Source organism: Intrasporangium oryzae NRRL B-24470 (assembly GCF_000576595.1).
Taxonomy (GTDB): domain Bacteria; phylum Actinomycetota; class Actinomycetes; order Actinomycetales; family Dermatophilaceae; genus Intrasporangium_C; species Intrasporangium_C oryzae.
The window spans coordinates 1-15,318 of the sequence record NZ_AWSA01000073.1 but is presented as its reverse complement, the minus strand read 5'-3'; the positions used below and the strand labels follow the sequence as shown (position 1 = coordinate 15,318).

18 protein-coding genes and 2 pseudogenes are annotated in these 15,318 nt (G+C 68.7%); 10 read left to right on the top strand and 10 right to left on the bottom strand.

Going from position 1 to position 15,318, the window contains the following annotated elements; all coding sequences use genetic code 11:
• The 6 genes from N865_RS20170 to N865_RS20150 all read left to right on the top strand — a co-directional run.
• Positions 1-845 (top strand): 2-oxo acid dehydrogenase subunit E2 (locus N865_RS20170; RefSeq protein ID WP_034810027.1); only part of this gene is annotated, 845 nt, incomplete at its 5' end.
• A complete protein-coding gene (locus tag N865_RS20165) occupies positions 842-1,123 on the top strand; it encodes an acyl carrier protein (RefSeq protein ID WP_084328414.1) in 282 nt (93 codons plus the stop codon). The genes N865_RS20170 and N865_RS20165, both read left to right, overlap by 4 nt.
• Positions 1,124-1,314: 191 nt before the next feature.
• The gene (locus N865_RS20160; protein WP_034810022.1) at positions 1,315-2,121 is read left to right on the top strand and encodes an alpha/beta fold hydrolase; all 807 of its coding nucleotides are present in this window, start codon (positions 1,315-1,317) and stop codon (positions 2,119-2,121) included.
• Positions 2,122-2,727: 606 nt separating this feature from the next.
• Complete coding sequence (locus tag N865_RS20155) at positions 2,728-3,234, top strand: hypothetical protein (RefSeq protein WP_034810021.1); 507 nt, start codon at positions 2,728-2,730, stop codon at positions 3,232-3,234.
• Positions 3,235-3,322: 88 nt separating this feature from the next.
• Positions 3,323-3,841 (top strand): DUF309 domain-containing protein, encoded by a 519-nt coding sequence (locus N865_RS23855; RefSeq protein ID WP_322786076.1) that lies wholly within the window; start codon positions 3,323-3,325, stop codon positions 3,839-3,841.
• A 670-nt stretch (positions 3,842-4,511) separates the two neighbouring features.
• Positions 4,512-5,201: a GOLPH3/VPS74 family protein gene (locus N865_RS20150; RefSeq protein WP_034810019.1), complete on the top strand. Its 690-nt coding sequence runs from the start codon at positions 4,512-4,514 to the stop codon at positions 5,199-5,201.
• 190 nt (positions 5,202-5,391) lie between these two features.
• On the opposite strand, the gene N865_RS23965 is transcribed toward N865_RS20150, so the two are convergent.
• The 3 genes from N865_RS23965 to N865_RS20140 are packed head-to-tail and all read right to left on the bottom strand — an operon-like array spanning position 5,392 to position 6,292.
• Positions 5,392-5,679, bottom strand: coding sequence for a rhodanese-like domain-containing protein (locus tag N865_RS23965; protein ID WP_169735773.1), 288 nt, complete (start codon positions 5,677-5,679; stop codon positions 5,392-5,394).
• Between the two features lie 35 nt (positions 5,680-5,714).
• Positions 5,715-5,936 (bottom strand): sulfurtransferase, encoded by a 222-nt coding sequence (locus tag N865_RS23960; RefSeq protein WP_407636801.1) that lies wholly within the window; start codon positions 5,934-5,936, stop codon positions 5,715-5,717.
• 23 nt (positions 5,937-5,959) lie between these two features.
• Complete coding sequence (locus tag N865_RS20140; protein ID WP_051511168.1) at positions 5,960-6,292, bottom strand: rhodanese-like domain-containing protein; 333 nt, start codon at positions 6,290-6,292, stop codon at positions 5,960-5,962.
• 297 nt (positions 6,293-6,589) lie between these two features.
• Here N865_RS20140 and N865_RS20135 point away from each other — a divergent pair, with 297 nt between their 5' ends.
• Complete coding sequence (locus N865_RS20135; RefSeq protein ID WP_034810015.1) at positions 6,590-6,952, top strand: bleomycin resistance protein; 363 nt, start codon at positions 6,590-6,592, stop codon at positions 6,950-6,952.
• A gap of 303 nt (positions 6,953-7,255) precedes the next feature.
• On the opposite strand, the gene N865_RS20130 is transcribed toward N865_RS20135, so the two are convergent.
• Positions 7,256-7,891 (bottom strand): dihydrofolate reductase family protein, encoded by a 636-nt coding sequence (locus tag N865_RS20130; RefSeq protein WP_211244936.1) that lies wholly within the window; start codon positions 7,889-7,891, stop codon positions 7,256-7,258.
• Between the two features lie 279 nt (positions 7,892-8,170).
• Between N865_RS20130 and N865_RS20125 the strand changes: the two genes are divergently transcribed.
• From N865_RS20125 to N865_RS20115, 3 genes are all read left to right on the top strand, one after another.
• A complete protein-coding gene (locus tag N865_RS20125) occupies positions 8,171-8,401 on the top strand; it encodes a ribbon-helix-helix domain-containing protein (RefSeq protein ID WP_034810013.1) in 231 nt (76 codons plus the stop codon).
• Positions 8,388-8,735 (top strand): type II toxin-antitoxin system PemK/MazF family toxin, encoded by a 348-nt coding sequence (locus N865_RS20120; RefSeq protein WP_281173523.1) that lies wholly within the window; start codon positions 8,388-8,390, stop codon positions 8,733-8,735. The genes N865_RS20125 and N865_RS20120 overlap by 14 nt, the downstream gene beginning before the upstream one ends.
• Positions 8,736-8,821: 86 nt before the next feature.
• The gene (locus N865_RS20115; protein ID WP_157557797.1) at positions 8,822-9,487 is read left to right on the top strand and encodes a hypothetical protein; all 666 of its coding nucleotides are present in this window, start codon (positions 8,822-8,824) and stop codon (positions 9,485-9,487) included.
• A 505-nt stretch (positions 9,488-9,992) separates the two neighbouring features.
• On the opposite strand, the gene N865_RS20110 is transcribed toward N865_RS20115, so the two are convergent.
• From N865_RS20110 to N865_RS23110, 6 genes and pseudogenes are all read right to left on the bottom strand, one after another.
• Positions 9,993-10,382: a type II toxin-antitoxin system death-on-curing family toxin gene (locus N865_RS20110; RefSeq protein WP_084328415.1), complete on the bottom strand. Its 390-nt coding sequence runs from the start codon at positions 10,380-10,382 to the stop codon at positions 9,993-9,995.
• On the bottom strand, positions 10,379-10,576 hold the full coding sequence (locus tag N865_RS20105) for a ribbon-helix-helix protein, CopG family (RefSeq protein ID WP_034810011.1): 198 nt from the start codon (positions 10,574-10,576) through the stop codon (positions 10,379-10,381). The genes N865_RS20110 and N865_RS20105 overlap by 4 nt, the downstream gene beginning before the upstream one ends.
• Before the next feature lie 334 nt (positions 10,577-10,910).
• A pseudogene (locus tag N865_RS23635) lies at positions 10,911-10,988 on the bottom strand (hypothetical protein); the annotation flags it as partial.
• Positions 10,989-11,141: 153 nt separating this feature from the next.
• Positions 11,142-13,337: a DEAD/DEAH box helicase gene (locus N865_RS20100; RefSeq protein ID WP_034810010.1), complete on the bottom strand. Its 2,196-nt coding sequence runs from the start codon at positions 13,335-13,337 to the stop codon at positions 11,142-11,144.
• Between the two features lie 395 nt (positions 13,338-13,732).
• Entirely contained in the window at positions 13,733-14,512 is a 780-nt protein-coding gene (locus N865_RS20095; RefSeq protein WP_034810009.1) for a VIT1/CCC1 transporter family protein, read from the bottom strand.
• A gap of 116 nt (positions 14,513-14,628) precedes the next feature.
• Positions 14,629-15,318 (bottom strand): annotated as a pseudogene (locus N865_RS23110) (hypothetical protein); the annotation flags it as partial.

Sequence of the window (15,318 nt, the reverse complement as noted above, 5' to 3'; positions counted from 1 at the left end):
CCCGCGTCGTGGGGACCGGACCCGGCGGCAGCGTGCGCGCCGACGACGTCAGGCGTGCGGCCGAGACGAGGGCTGGTCGACCCGAACCGCCGGCGGCCGAGGCGGTCTCCGGGAACGGCGGCCCGGGTCCGGCGGAGGCAGCGGCCGGGCGCGCCCGGACCGACGAGGAACGTGCGGGCGACATGCGTCGGAGCATCGCCGCGCTCATGACGGTGTCGAACCGCGACATCCCGCACTACCACCTCAGCCTCACGGTCGATCTCCACCACGGCGTCGAGTGGATCCACGAGCGCAACCGCGACCTCGACATGGGGGAGCGGCTCGTCCCGTCGGCCCTGCTGATCGCCGCGGCCGCCCGGGCCGCTCGGGCCGTGCCGCAGCTCAACGGCCACTGGGTCGACGGTGACTTCCGGCCTGCCGCCGACGTCGACCTCGGGCTCATCCTGTCGCTGCGGACCGGGGGGCTGCTCGTGCCGGTCATCCCGCACGCGGACCGGCTGCCGCTCAAGGACGTCATGGCGGCCATCCGGGAGCTGACCCGCCGGGCACGGGCCGGCCGGCTGCGCGGGTCGGATCTCGCGACGCCGAGCATCACCGTCAGCAACCTCGGCGACCAGGGCGTCGAGAGCGTCCACGGCGTCATCTACCCACCGCAGGTCGCCCTCGTCGGCTTCGGCGCCGTCGTCCAACGGCCGTGGGCCGTCGACGGGATGCTCGCCGTCCGGCCGCTCGTCACCGTGACCCTCGCCGGCGACCACCGGGCAACGGACGGAGCGACGGGGGCACGGTTCCTCAAGACCATCGACCGACTGCTGCAGACACCCGAGGAGATGTGCGTCCCATGACACCCGCGACGGCACCCGGGGGCATCACCCCGGACGAGGCGAGGAGCCTGCTCGAGACCACCTTGCGCGAGATCGTCCCCGACGCCAGCCTTGCCACGCTGCCCGGTGATACCGACCTGCGCGAGACCTTCGAGCTCGACTCCCTCGACTGGGTCGAGATCGTCGAGCGGCTCGGCAAGCGGGCCGGCTTCCGGATCGACGACGACGACGCCGAGCGGCTGCGGACGCTCGACTCCGCCACGGACTTCCTCGCCCGCCACGCGCTCGCCCGCGGCTGATCCCGGACGCCGGCTGAGCGGCATCCGAGTGAGAGTGACATCAGGCGCACCCGCTGACAGCGGCACCTGCGAGCGAACACCCGGTTACAGCTGCGGCCCACGCTGGCGCCATGTGGCCGACGAGACATGGCGCCCGCACGACTGGGGCGGGAAGATCGAGTCGTCAGGTCCCACAGTTTGAGGAGGGCAGCATGCCCACCGTCTCGGCCAACGGCATCGACATCTACTACGAGGTCCAAGGGGAGGGCTCGCCGCTGGTCCTCATCCCCTACCTCGCCGCCGACCAAGCCTGCTACGCCTTCCAGGTCGCCGACTACGCGAAGCACTTCACGTGCTACACCGTCGACCTCAGAGGAGCCGGGCTCTCCGGAAAGCCTGAGGGCAGCTACACGACCGAGCTCCTCGCCGACGACGTCGCAGGGTTCATGCAGGCGGTCGGCCTCGAGCGTGCCCATGTCATGGGCCTCTCACTCGGCGCGGCCACCGGTATGTGGCTTGCCGCGAAGCACCCCCAGCGGATCACGTCGCTGTCCTTGCACAGCGCCTGGGACAAGACCGACCCCTACCTATCCGCGGTCGTCGGGACCTGGCGGACCATGGCGAAGGAGCTCGAAAGCGTGACCGACATGGTGATCCAGGGGATCTTCCCGTGGTGCTTCACCCCGGAGCTGTACGCGGCGAAGCCGGAGTACATCGAGTCGCTCGCCGACTTCGTCAGGGGCCGCCCGATGCCACCGGTGGACGCATTCATGCGGCAGTCGGACGCCGTGTTGTCGCACGACGCGACCGGCGTGCTCGACCGGATCACGGCGCCGACCCTGCTCACTTTCGGCGAGCACGACCAATGCACCTCGCCCCGGTTCGCGAGCCCCATCACGACGCGTATCCCAGACGTCGAGCTCGTCGTCTTCGACGGGTGCGCGCACGCACCGATCTACGAGGACGTCGAGGGCTTCAACTCCCGGACCCTCGCGTTCCTGCAAGAGCACGACCGCTGACCAGCTCGGCGTCCGGGCAGCCGCCCTCCCGGCAGTGAGGCAGCGAGAGAGGAAGTGCTCGTCTGCCTTCGCAGAGCGGTCAACTGCGGCGTTGTGACGCACCTGCGGTACGCGTGGTTCGTGCATAGAAGGACGTCCTGCGCGGCGGGCCTGGCGTAGCGAGGCTGGCGCAAGGAGCCACGGTTCAGGACCAGACAGCCGTGCTGGTACCCCACAACGAGGTTGCTGACACGTCCACCAACCACTTCCATCCCAGCGAGCCGGCACTCGCTGGCGGCTTCCCCGCGGTGGGAGCGCTTGGAGCCCCTGCGGGGAGCAGTCAAAGGAGGGCTCGGAGTGGGGCGCTCGGCCCCGGGTCTTGCGACGGGCTCACAGGACTTAAGACTCTTGTGCCGCCCGCACCGTTGGCGAACTCTGAAGTACCAGATGGCCGGGGAGGCATGACCAACCGGCCTTGTCACGTACCACCAAGGCGTCGCGGCTCCATCAGCTCGTCGGTCGAGTCGTCGAAAGGCCCCAACGGTCCGGAGCGGCCATCGAACCAAAAGAAGCGAAGGGGCACGCCCCGGCCGCCGAGGCCGCTCCTGGCAGGAATGGGGAGAGACCATGAACACGACAAGGCGGGTATCACATCGGCTTCTGCACAGCCTCGGTATCATTGCCGTAGCGCTCACGATGCTGGTTGGGGGCACGGGCGCCGCAGCAGCGCAGATCATCGACCAACAGAACGACACGTTCCCACTTGATGAGTACGGATTCGCGCCGCTTTGCGTGCAGAGTACGGCGCCGTTCCTGCACCTCACCGGCACCATGCACTACATGGTGAACTATGTTCAGGACACCGAGGGCACGTTCCATTTCACCTCCACGGTGAATCTACAGGGGGTCAAGGCAGTCCCCGCTGTGCTTGTGGGTACGGAGTTTGTCGACCTCACCACCGGCCCCACCTGGGTCTCAACCAGCGCATTCAGCGCCACAAGCTCGAACACGTGGCCCCTTGGTAGCCCGGTCACGTTGACGCAGATCAGCCGCAGTGTGCTGGTCAGCCAGGGCCCCGAGCCGAATCTGCGACGACCTTCACCAGCCGCACGACCATCAACGCGAACGGCGTGACGACGGTGAATGTCTTCGCGGGAGATGCCGTGTGCCGCGGATAGAACGCGACGTCTGCTGACGGGGTCGCGGCGAGGCCGATCTCGGAGTGGAAGCAACTCGAGAAGCGCGCGCCACACCACTCTCGCGTTCCGTGACCGCGCCGTCTGGTGGAGCCTCTTGGGAGACTGGTCGTTTGGCAGGACCTGATCGTGACCGGGATTCTGAGGGTCGCGCTCGCCAGGCAAGACCTCGCGACGCTTTGGGCCGGCCGCTGCCCTACGGCGCTGAGGGTGTCGAGCCAGTGTCGGAGGAGCCACTGCCTCCCGAAGAGACACTTGAGGCAGCTCGAGAACTAGTGCGAGCGGGCCGTCCGTTCGCCGCCCACGAGGTGCTGGAGGCGCGTTGGAAGGCGGGGCCGGTCGAGGAACGGGATCTGTGGCAGGGACTTGCGCAGGTCTGTGTTGCCATGACACATGCGGCCCGCGGAAATCAGGTTGGGGCTGATCGACTCTTTGACCGCGCCGCAGAGCGACTGACCGCATTCGCCGCGACCGGAGGCTGGGCATACGGCCTTGACCTGGAGGCAGTCGTGGAGCAAGCCCGAAGTCGCGTCGGAAGACTGTAGGGGCAAGCCCGGATCGCGGCTGCTAGGCGATTGCGGACAGGATCGGTGTCTGGCCAGACCCGGTCCAGGTGGCGGAGGTACAACTCCACCTGTGCGCGCTGGATCCCCACGAGCGGGCCAAGCCCGTCGTCCTCGCACCCGGCGAACCACTGCCGTAGCTGAAAGGCAGCACTGTCGTTGGACTGGACATGGGATCACCTCAAGCTCTCGGCCCTGGAAGGCCTTTGGTGGGCGCAGGACCTGAGCCGGTTCCCGACCGGTGACGAGTCGGAGTGGGACTGGACCTTGATGATCCGCCAGCCTCACGGCGTAACGGCTGACCTGATCGCACGCCTCGCCGATGAGGTTGCCGTCAAGAAGTTGGTCCCCGCTGCCAGGAAGTTGAGGCTGTTCTCCTTCGAGGAGGGCACGGCCGCGCAGGTGCTGCACGTGGGGCCGTACGCCACCGAGGCCCGCACGATCGCGCGAATGCACGAGTTTCATCCGAGCGCAGGGGTTCACCTTCGACGACCACCGCCACAAGCATCGCGAGATCTACCTGGGAGATCCACGCCGGTCGGTTCCGGAGCGGCTGCGTACCATCATCAGACAGCCGTATGCCGCGAACTGAGCTCAAGAACTGGGTCCTAGGGCCCTACCGGCTTCCGGGCAGAACGCCGACGATCGAGGCATGCTCATCGCCGAAGATCTTCTGCTTCTCCTCACTGATGACGACACCGGAAGGTCGGCCACTTCCGGTACCGAGCTGGACGTGGCGCTCGGTGGTGCGTTGCTGGTCGAGCTGGCACTCATGAAACGCGTCGACATCGCGGGTCCCGACGAGCGGGTGCCAAAGGGCCGGCTGGTCGTCAGGGACGCCAGCCGCAGTGGTGATCTACTCCTCGATGAGGCCCTGGCCACCGTCGGCCGTAAGGAGGGCAAGAGGCCGCAGAGTGTCGTGACCGCCCTCGGGAGGGGCACCCGGGTGCGCCTTTACGAGCGCCTCGCGGAGGGTGGCGTGCTGCGAGCCGAGGAGGGCCGAGTGCTTGGCATCTTCCCGAGTCGGCGTTGGCCCGCGCGGGACGCCGGTCACGAGGCGGCGGTCCGGGCCGCGCTCGTCACGGCCCTGCGCCAGGGCGTGGCGCTCGACCCCAGGACGGGTGCGCTCGTTGCCCTACTTCACGCGTTGAACGTGGTGCATAAGGCGGTTGGCCCGGAGGGCGCCGGGCTCACAAAACCGCAGCTGAACGCGAACGCGAAGCGAATCGCGGAAGGAGACTGGGCAGCCGCTGCGGTCCGGTCGGCAATAGACAGCATGATCGCCGCCATCATCGCGGCGAGCTCCTCAACCGTGGTCATCGCCGGAAGCAGCGGCTCCTGACCAGAACCGCCTCCCCACGCGATCCGCATCGACCGCGGAGTGGACCCCGCGGCACACCAGACTCCGTCGAATGCACGTGCCGCCCTGAGGCATGGTCGACTCGCGGCGGGATGGTGGCGCGGTATGACGCACCGCCGGTTCCGTCGGCCGGGGTGGGCGGCGCGCATGTCTTGGTTGTAGAGCGACCTTGCTATGGGCCTGTCTCGAGCGGCATGTTCGGATCGGCACACCACTCACGTAGGCGTCCGTCGTAGACGGCGACGTGTGGGTGGCCCAGACGGACCAGCACGTGCGCGAGGCTCGAGGCTGCCGCGCCGGCGCCGCAGTAGGTGATGACACGTTCGGCCTGTAGTGCCGAGCCGACCTTGCGTCTGAATTCAGGGAGCGGTCGGTAGCACTGGGTGGTTCGATCGAGGATCTCCCATGCGGTGACGTTGCGGGATCCGGGGATGTGTCCACGTCGTCCGTACTCGTTCACGTCTCCGCGGTGTTGGCCTCGACCCAAGGCGCCAATCAGGACGACATGGGGGGGTCCTGGAGTGCGGCCAGGACCGCCTGTATGTCGACGACCATTTCTGGACGCGCAGTGGCGTGGAAGGTGGCGGCTGGGTACCCGCAGGGTGTCGTACAGACCGCATGGCCGTGCTGCTGCCCGGCGGTCCAGCCTCCGTCGAGGACCGCGGCATGGTCGAAACCGAACGTGCGCAGCATCCACCACAGCCGTGCGGCCCACATGTTCTCGCGCCGGTCGTACACGATCACCTGGTGTCGGCAACGCTCGAAAATGAGGCCGATCCGACGCGTCGTCGACACACCTGGCTGTCGTCTGCGACGCCGAGTGCCCCTGCCCTGGCTGCGAACCAGCTGGCAGTCGGCATGGTCATGGACCGCTTGGGTCGGTCCGGGTCCGACAGGTCGAACAGGTTCGCGAAGGCACTTCCGGGGATGTGTTCGCGCTCCCACTCGCGTCGACCGCTGCGGATCGTGGGCAGCCACAACCGGCGCCTCACCTGGATGGCGGCGTCAAATACCCGCAGGCGAGGATCGTCCAGATGCTCCGCGAGCCAGTCCACCGAAACCAAGTCGTCCATAACCCGACCGTCCCTGCGGTCCTCAGCGTGGTCCCGTCCACGTCTGCCGACAAGGGTCCCAAAGCCCCATGTGCTCACCCCAATGCCCTGCGCAACTGTGACTCGGCGACTCTCCACTGTCCCAGATGCGGGAGTTGAGCCTGCGCACTGGCGGTGGAAGGACACGGCCGCTTCGCGGCGGATCGACGCTGCGTCCACGAGGGCACTTCGCGGCGGAATGGGCTACGGCCATGGCTGGAGTCGCCCGGGGGGCCGTCGCGCCCGATCTCAGCCTCTGGGGCGCGTCTACGATGCGGTATGACCGATCGGGCGACACCGAACCTGCCCGCGCGTGATTTCGTGAGTACGAGGGCGTTCTACGCGCAGGTGGGGTTCACCGAGGACTACCGCGATGACGGCTGGATGATCTTGCGACGCGGCGGGGTGTTCTTGGAGTTCTTCCCCTTTCCGGACCTGGACCCATCCACGAGCTCGTTTGGCTGCTGCCTCAGGCTCGACGACGTCGACGACTTCTATGCGGTATGCCGCGCCGCAGGGCTGCCCGAGACGACGCGCGGATGGCCTCGGATCCATCCACCCCGACGCGAGTCGTCCGGGTTGCGAATCGGTGCCCTGATCGATCCGGACGGCAGTCTGCTGCGACTGGTGCAGAACGGCTGAGGGACATCGAGGATGCCCTTCGACTCGCGACTGGTTGGCAGCCAGTGCACTTCTGCCGCTTCACGAGGTGGTCGGCTCGCGGCGGTGTGACGCGGGTCCAAGGCGCACGATTCGTGGCACGAGCGGGCGTTCGCCCGGGCTGTCGAGAGGCGGTGGCAGTCTTAGAAACGACCTCTCGGCGTCATGCCTCGCTCTCGTTCGAAAAGGTTCCGTGGGGGGATGGCCGCAGCGGACGCTGTGTGCGACAGATGCGGTCGCACAGGACCGTGCGCAGCCTGCGAGCTGTGCCCCGTCTCAACGAGTTCACTTCCGCCAGTACAGGTGGTGGACGATGCCGCTCCCGCTGGGTACGACGTCACGGTGGTACCGGTCGAGGAGTTCATCGGGAGAGGTCCACAGCCGGGATCCGGCACCAAGCTCCACAGGGGCAACGGCGACGTGCAGCGTGTCGATGAGATCGGCGTCGAGGAACTGCCGGATGGTGTTCGCGCCGCCTCCCAGCCTGACGTCCTTGCCGTCGGCCGCCTCGAGCGCGAGCTGCAGCACGTCCTTGGGCGCGCCGCTGACGAAGTGGAACGTGGTGTCGGAGAGCGTGAACGACGGACGTTCGTGATGCGTCATCACGAAGACCGGGGTGTGGAACGGTGGCTCGTCACCCCACCAACCCCGCCAGTCGTGGTCGTTCCACGGACCACGGTGCGGGCTGAACTTGTTGCGACCCATGATCTCCGCGCCGATGTTGCGGTGGAAATCGCGCACCAGGTAGTCGTCGAGGCCGCGGCTGCCGCCGGGGTCGGTGCGCGTTGGCCAGCTCGCCGTCGCGCCCGTCCACGAGAAGAGCGCGGCGGGGTCGGCGTGTCCGAACGGGCGCTCTAGGCTCTGCCCTTCGCCGGAGGCGTAGCCGTCACTCGACACGTTGAAGTTGTGGACTCTCACCATCTGGGGCACTTCTGCTCCTCTCGACGCATTCGTGTGGTGATCGGACCTCCCGACGCGACGGACCTCATCCCCTCGACGCCCGGATGCTGCCGTGCGACGGTACGGCTGGAAACGCAGCTCTGCAGGCCACACGCTATCGGCGGCAGGTCCGGATGGCCGCCGCGCACGCCATCAGGGCATTCCGGAACGGCCCGGGGGGTCGACAAGCGGCGCTGTGACTCACCCTCAACGCGCGGCGCCCACAGTAGCACTTCAGTCCTACTCTGGTAGCATCAGAGGATGAAGCTCAGTATCAGCCTTCCCGAGGAAGACGTCGCGATCCTCGACCGCTACGCCCGAGCCGCTGGGATCACCAGCCGTTCCGCGGCCATCCAGCGCGCCATCCGGCTGCTGGGCCAGCCCGACCTCGACGACGCCTACGCCGCCGCCTGGGACGAATGGGAGGCCTCCGGTGACGCCGCCGCATGGGAGGAGACCACGGCCGACGGGCTCACTGATGCTGCGCGGTGAGATCCGACTGGTCGACCTCGACCCTGCACGTCACGCTGAGGCGAACAAGCGCCGGCCAGCTGTGATCGTCAGCAACGACCGCGCCAACGCGACCGCAGCCCGGCTCGGCCGCGGAGTGGTGACCATCGTCCCCGTCACCAGCAACGTGGCCAACGTCCACCCCTTCCAGGTCGCCCTGCCGGCCGAGGAGACGGGGCTGCGGCTGGACTCCAAGGCCCAAGCCGAGCAGATCCGGTCCGTTTCGATCGAACGGGTCGGCCCAGCCCTTGGGCGCGTTCCAGCGCAGCTGATGGAGCAACTGGACGACGCACTGCGCCTGCACCTCCAGCTCTGAGCCGGTGTATCAGTTGACCAGCGTGTTTGGCGGCGATATGACGCTACCCCGCGCCTAGAAGGGTGAGCGAGGCCATACTTCGGGACATGGATCACAGCGACGGTCCGGCGGCCTCTCTTGTGCTGGGGGTGGCGGATTCTGCGGACACACGGCTGTTCATAGAGCTGTCCAGCTACGGGTCCGACCTCAAAGAGGCCTCCCATGCACTCGACTTGGCCATGCAGGGCCTGCAAGGCGGCTCGCCACTGGCTGACGCGAGCGTGTACTTGATTGGGTTCGCGGTAATCGCGTACTGCCGCACGTTCTTGCACTCCAACGTGCGGCGGCCCCTGACGGAGCACGTCCGGGTCCCACCAGAGCTCGAGCAGGTGCACGAACAGGTCCGAACGTTCCGCAACGCCACCATTGCCCATTCGCAGTCCGAGCTTTCGGTTACCTACCCGCTTGGTTTCCTCGATCCCGCCACACTCGAACTGGCCCACCTCTCCGGCGTAACGATCTCCAGCACGCTTCCGGAGCACGTAATGGACAGATTCCGCAGGCTGGTTGATGTGATGACGGAGCAGCTTGACGTCGTTATCGAACCCGTGAGAGCCAGGCTCGAATACAGACTGAGGAAGACGGACCCCCACCTTCTACTCGCGGGCCCCCGACCGGAACTGCCCGCGAAGTTTGCCGAGGACTTCAATCCGAGGTCGAAACGAGCGCCGTATCCGACCGGGCAGACGCTCTACTGGAACCACCCCCGTTGACATCAGCGGGTCGATGAGCAGCGACACGAGCGGCTTCCCTGGCGCGGACATGAACGAGCCACGCGCGAGACAGGCGCCGACCCAGTCGACCGCTAACGTGACCTCCACAGAGGCGGAGTTGGCCCTGAGCCTGGACCCCCGGGAGGACGGCATGAAAGCAACGGCATGGAACAACGGGCAACACCACCCGTCAGGCGCCGGATACGGGATCAAGTTCACCCCCGTCGATCGTGATCACTTCTTTCGGCGAGAATGGGAGTCGATCCGACTGGAAGTCCCGGGGGAAGGGACGACGTCAGTCCCACTGTCCGCCTCGTTCTGGCGTCTATGCAGTGAGTTGAGGAGTGCAACGGTTGGCCGGTGGCTGCGTGGGACCGGGCTGGCACCGTGGCCAAAGGGGCAGCCGCCCAAGCTGAATGTCGAGCAGGTCGAGGGTTCCCTGTTCCGACTGCGTGCCGGTTGACCGCTCGATGCGCACCATGACCGCCGTGGTCGACAGGCGGCGCTATGACGCAGTTTCCATGTGCGCGACCAGCCACTTGGCGATCTGGGGCACGCCGAGCTGCCCTGCTGCGGCGTTGACCATCAGGTCCTCGGCGTCGTCGACGCTGTACGTCAGGTCCCGCCCGTTGAGCAGACAGAAGATGCGGGTGGCGGACCACGCGAGGCGCTTGTTCCCGTCCACCAGGGCGTGGTTGCGTACTAGGGAGTGCAGCAGCGCTGCGGCCTTGTCTTCGAAGGTGGGGTAGGCGTCGTCGCCGAAGACGGTAACCCGCGGGCGCGCGGCGGCTGCGGCCAGCAGGCCCACGTCTCGCACCTTCACCTCGCCGATGATGCCGGTGGCGATCTCCAGGAGGTCTTCGACCGAGAGGAAGTCGATCTCCTCGCTGCTCACTTGCTCAGTCGCTCGAGCAGCTCGTAATCCTCGGTGCGCACCCGCTGGATCGCAGCAGCCAAGCGCTGCGGGCGATCTGAGACGTATTGAGCGATCGCAGTTCGCGCGACTTCCTGCATCGAGCGACCCTCCTGCTCCGCCTTTGCGCGCAGTGCTTCGGACTCGGCGTCGGTGAGCCGCAGGTTCATTGCCATACCGTGATGGTACCACTGCGGTACCGCGCTGAATGGGCCGCCGACCCGCTGCCTGCAGGGTGCCCCACAGTGGGCGGAAGGCTGCGGGTCGGGGGCCGACCCGCGTCGACTCATGCGTGACATCAGCGTTCCGTTGCCCGGGCTGAGTGAGTTCGGGGACACGACGAGAACTCTCGCCTCTCGGGAACTGCTGTCCTCGCGATGCCCTGCTCACTTGTAGCTCCCTCACCATCCGAGCTCGCGGAGGCGTGCGTCGCTGATGTCGAAGTGGTGGGCCCACCTCGTGGATCACCGTCCGCCGGACCTGATCGACGACGTCGGCCTCACTTGAGCTCACCTCGCGGACGGCCAGCCGGTAGATCGTGATCCGGTCAGGCAGCACCCCGGCGTAGAACGACGACCGACGCGTCAACGGCGCCCCTCGGTAGACGCCCAGCAGATCAGGCGGGGCGGGGCCGGCGTGCTACACAGTGACGGCCACGTTGCTCATGAGCGCGCCCAGCTCCTCGGGGATGCCGTCGAGCGCCGCGGCTGAGCCGGGGAGCCTGCCCAGCGGCATACGGGCTCAGGCGCCCCAGGCCTCCCGGTGGGCGTCGCGCAGGAGCTGGACGAGGGCCTCGACCTGGAGGCTGTCGCCCGAGACGATCTCCTCGTCGCTGCCGTCGAGGGCTCGTGCCGCGAGCCCCTGCTTGGCGTCTATGAGCTCGGCGATCCTCGAGTCGATCGTCGAGGCCGCGAGGATGCGCCACGCCGTCACCGGCTCGTCCTGGCCGATCCGGTGGACCCGGTCGATCGCCTGCTGCTGCTCGGCCGCCGTCCACGAGAGCTCGGCGAGCACGACGTTGGACGCCGCCTGGAGGTTGACGCCGACGCCGGCCGCGGTCAGCGAGCACACCGCGACGGCCACCTCGGGGTCGTTCTGGAAGGCGTCGATGGCGCGCTGTCGGGCCGTCGAGGACTGCTCGCCGCGGAGCGACACCGTGCGCAGGCCGGCCTCGGCCAAGGTCTGCTCGGCCGTGTCCATGACGTCGATGTGCTTGGCGAAGAGGACGACCTTGCCGACGGAGTGCGAGAGCTGCGCGGCGTAGTCGGACGCGAGCTCCGCCTTCGCCTGGCCGATCCGGCGCACGAGGGTGAAGACGTTGTCGGCGCCCTTGCCCTTACCGGTGCCCGAGGCCGACCCCCGGCCAGACCCCGCGGCGCTCGACGACGCCTTGAGCTCGGCCGTCGCCACGCGACGCATCAGGTCCTCGTCCGGTTCGCCGCCGGTCTCGACGCCCTCGTTCTGCTCGAGCAGGGCCCGGTAGCGGGCGAGGAGACGCTCGCCGAGCGAGCGCTCGGCCTGGCGGATCGAGCGGATCGCGTCGTCGTCGAGCTCGACGAGGATGTCGGCGATCCGCTTGTCGGGCAGGTCCTTGGCGACGTCGACCTTGCGCCGGCGCACGATGCCCATGTCGATGACGGCCTGGCGCGCCTCGCGGTAGAAGCCCCGGTCGGCGGGCGTGAGGCCCGAGTCGTCGAGCCGCTGGACGATCTCCCCGGCAGGCTTGTCGTTGCGGATCCAGCCGAGGAAGCGCCAGATGGCCTGGAAGTCCTTGACGTCGTTGATCAGGGGGGTGCCGGTGAGCGCCATGAGGAGGGGGTCGCCGCCGGGGGACCGCTCGCGGAGCCGGTCCGCGAGCGCGAGGACCTGCTGCGAGCGCTGGGACTTGAGGTTCTTGATGAAGTGCGCCTCGTCCACGACCATCGAGCGCAAGCCGAGTGTCGAGAGCCACGCGAAGTGGCGGTCGAGGATCTCGTAGTTGACGACGAAGACGTCGGCGAACGCGTCGACGTCCTGCCCGTCGCCGTGGATCACGGTGACGCGGCGCTGTGGGGTCCAGCGCTCGACCTCCCGGGCCCAGTTGATCTTCACGACGTTGGGGACGACGGCGAGCATGGGGTAGGCGTTGGCGACCGAGGCGGCGAGCACCGACTGGGCCGTCTTGCCGAGGCCGGGCTCGTCGGCGAGCAGGAAGGTGCGGTGCCCCTGGCGGACCTCCTCGAGGAAGCGCGCCTGGTGGACCATGAGGTGCTGGCCGGGAGGGGAGATCCGGTCGATCGCCGGTGCGGGCGGCAGGTCCATCGTGGCGGCCTCGCCGCCTGCGCCTTCCTCGAACGCGCGGTAGAGCGGGTCGATGAGGTCCCAGCCGAGGAGGCGCCTGGGCCGGGCCTCCTGCTGGCGGGCCCGGTCGAGGTCGGGCGCGAGGAACGGGTTGGCCAGCGCCCGCGCGGTCACGAGGGCCGGCACGACCTGCTGCTTCGGGGCGACACCGGCCGGGATGACCGGCTGCTGGGGCGGGGGAGGCGCGATGACGAGCTCCTCGTCCGAGATGTCCGCGCCCGCGTCGCGCAGCCACTCGAGGCGCATCCGCTGGGCGGCCGGTCCGGGTGTCGTCGCCTCGAGGAGGGTGAGCACGCTCGTGTCACGGCTCGCGATCTGGGCGAGGATCGTCGCGACACCGTCGAGCCGCTTGAGCAGCTCGGTCCGCGCCGCGGCGGGGATCGACGCGTCGGCCTTGACCCGCGACCGCTCGCTGCGCATGAGCAGGGCGATCACCTGGAACTTCGTGCGGTTGGTCGGGCTGAGCCGGCCCTTGGCCACCTTGCCCTCGACCTCGCGCACGCGACGGGCGAGGATCGGGATGATCGGTGCCGGGTCATCGGCGCGGGTCGAGCCGTGGCGGGCACTCGAGCGGCCGGTCTGGGAACGGGCTGGCATTCTGGGCAAGCACCCCTTTGGTGATGCGATGACGGACGACGAGCCGTCCGCCTCACGTCCCCCGACCGCGGTTGCGGTCACCCTGCCGGCTCGCCGAGGGCGAACGGCCCGATCCGGGGCGGGTGGCTCGAGCCCCCGTGCCGGGCTCCGGACCGGCGTCCCCGCGTCGAGCGGGTCTGAGACGACCTGACGGGTCAGACCCCGAAGGCGAGTGCCTCGAGAGGTGTGACGGTCTCGTCGTGGTCCTCCTCGAACCGGGTCGGGGACCCGGTCGTGGATGAGGACCTACAGATCCAGAGTACAGGCCGCACGGGGGTGCGCCGCCCTTGCCGCCCGGGACATCGGCGCGTTGCCGCCCGGGACGTCGGAGCGGGTGTCCCGGGCTCGGGGTGCGGTCAGCTGATGCTCGTGCCGACGAGGGCGCCGATCGCGTACGTGACGCCCATCGCGAGCAGGCCGCCGCCGACGTTGCGGACGACCGCACGCAGCGCGGGGCTCTTGCCCGTCCGCGCGCTGACGTAGCCGGTCAGCGCGAGGGCGAGCACCACCGTCACGACCGTCACGACCATCCGCAGGGACGCGGAGCTGAACGTGATCGTCAGCAGCGGGAGGAAGGCCCCAACGGTGAACGCCGCCATCGAGGCCCCGGCCGCGTGCCACGGGTTGGTCAGGTCGTCGGGGTCGATGCCGAGCTCGGCCTCCGCGTGGGCGGCGAGGGCGTCGTGCGCGGTCAGCTCGTGCGCGACCTGTTCGGCGAGCGCGCGGCTCATGCCCTTGGCCTCGTAGAGCTGCGTGAGCTCCTCGAGCTCGGTCTCGGGGTCCTCGGCGAGCTCACGCGTCTCGAGCTCGATGAGCGCCTTCTCCGAATCGCGCTGGGTGCTCACGGAGACGTACTCGCCGGCGGCCATCGACATGGCGCCTGCGGCGAGGGCCGCGATTCCGGCGACCATGATCGCCGTCTTGTCGCTCGTGGCGCCCGCGACACCGACGACGACGCCGGCCGTCGAGACGATGCCGTCGTTGGCCCCGAGGACCGCAGCGCGCAGCCAGTTGAGACGCGAGCCGACATTGGTGTCGTGCGGCTCCTCGTGGTTCTCCGGTTCGCCGGGACTGGCGGTGTCGAGCTGTCCCCGCGGCTGGGGCTCGTCCTCGTTGGTCGCAAGGGCATCGGACATTCGCGGCTCCGTTCAGGGGATTGCTCTCCTGATCGTTCCACCTCACGAGCGGGGTGTCACCGAAGGCCAGCCTCGCCTGACCTCGCGCGCGCGTCCCTCACCTCGGCCGTATGCCGTCAGGTCGTGTGGGTGCCCGAGCCCTCGCTCCCGCTCGGGGTCGAGGGCTGGTTCGGGTCCTGCTGCTGGAGCTGCTGGAGCTGCTGGAGCTGCTTGAGCAGGTTGGGGTCGATCTGCTCGAGCTGCTTGAGCAGGTTCGGGTCGAGCTGCTTGAGCAGGTTCGGGTCGACCTGGCCCAGCAGGTCGTCGAGGTGGCCGCGGCCGTCGCCGTCGTCGTCGGACCCGGGGACTCCTCCACGGGGGTCGCCGTTCTGGAGGTTCGGCAGCTGTCCGCCGTTCTGCTGAGGCAGCTGGCCCTGCTGCCTACCCGGGAGCTGGCCCCCGGGGAAGCGGCCGTGGCCCCGCCCGAACCCGTCGTCGCCGCCACCGGTCGAACCGGGCGAGATCGCCGCGGCCGCACCGAGGGCTCCCGCCGTCGTGAGGACGATGGCGAGTCCGGCGACGACCGCTGTCTTCCGGCCGCTCCAGCGGGCGCGGGTGGCAGGCGCTCCTTCGGCAGGCGCGACGGGGACGGAGGCAGCGGAGGCCGGCACAGCGGCATACGTGTAAGGGGTGCCGGGGGGCCGGATGGGCGCCAGCTCGCCCGTCGCCGGCGCGGTCGGGATGGCCTCGGTCCGGGGCGACGGGGACGGGCCCGGCTCGAACGTCGGGAGCGTCGGTCCGTTCGCCTCGGCCGGGCCGCCCGGGCC

What these genes read in the sequence shown, in the direction of transcription:
- N865_RS20160 (WP_034810022.1), top strand. Translation starts at nt 1,315, where the DNA reads ATGCCCACCGTCTCGGCCAACGGCATCGACATCTACTACGAGGTCCAA.
- N865_RS20140 (WP_051511168.1), bottom strand. Translation starts at nt 6,292, where the DNA reads ATGGACGACTTGGTTTCGGTGGACTGGCTCGCGGAGCATCTGGACGAT.
- N865_RS23960 (WP_407636801.1), bottom strand. Translation starts at nt 5,936, where the DNA reads ATGTGGGCCGCACGGCTGTGGTGGATGCTGCGCACGTTCGGTTTCGAC.
- N865_RS20115 (WP_157557797.1), top strand. Translation starts at nt 8,822, where the DNA reads ATGGATCACAGCGACGGTCCGGCGGCCTCTCTTGTGCTGGGGGTGGCG.
- N865_RS20130 (WP_211244936.1), bottom strand. Translation starts at nt 7,891, where the DNA reads ATGGTGAGAGTCCACAACTTCAACGTGTCGAGTGACGGCTACGCCTCC.
- N865_RS20100 (WP_034810010.1), bottom strand. Translation starts at nt 13,337, where the DNA reads ATGCCAGCCCGTTCCCAGACCGGCCGCTCGAGTGCCCGCCACGGCTCG.
- N865_RS20120 (WP_281173523.1), top strand. Translation starts at nt 8,388, where the DNA reads ATGCTGCGCGGTGAGATCCGACTGGTCGACCTCGACCCTGCACGTCAC.
- N865_RS20105 (WP_034810011.1), bottom strand. Translation starts at nt 10,576, where the DNA reads ATGGCAATGAACCTGCGGCTCACCGACGCCGAGTCCGAAGCACTGCGC.
- N865_RS20125 (WP_034810013.1), top strand. Translation starts at nt 8,171, where the DNA reads ATGAAGCTCAGTATCAGCCTTCCCGAGGAAGACGTCGCGATCCTCGAC.
- N865_RS20155 (WP_034810021.1), top strand. Translation starts at nt 2,728, where the DNA reads ATGAACACGACAAGGCGGGTATCACATCGGCTTCTGCACAGCCTCGGT.
- N865_RS20135 (WP_034810015.1), top strand. Translation starts at nt 6,590, where the DNA reads ATGACCGATCGGGCGACACCGAACCTGCCCGCGCGTGATTTCGTGAGT.
- N865_RS20165 (WP_084328414.1), top strand. Translation starts at nt 842, where the DNA reads ATGACACCCGCGACGGCACCCGGGGGCATCACCCCGGACGAGGCGAGG.
- N865_RS20095 (WP_034810009.1), bottom strand. Translation starts at nt 14,512, where the DNA reads ATGTCCGATGCCCTTGCGACCAACGAGGACGAGCCCCAGCCGCGGGGA.
- N865_RS20150 (WP_034810019.1), top strand. Translation starts at nt 4,512, where the DNA reads ATGCTCATCGCCGAAGATCTTCTGCTTCTCCTCACTGATGACGACACC.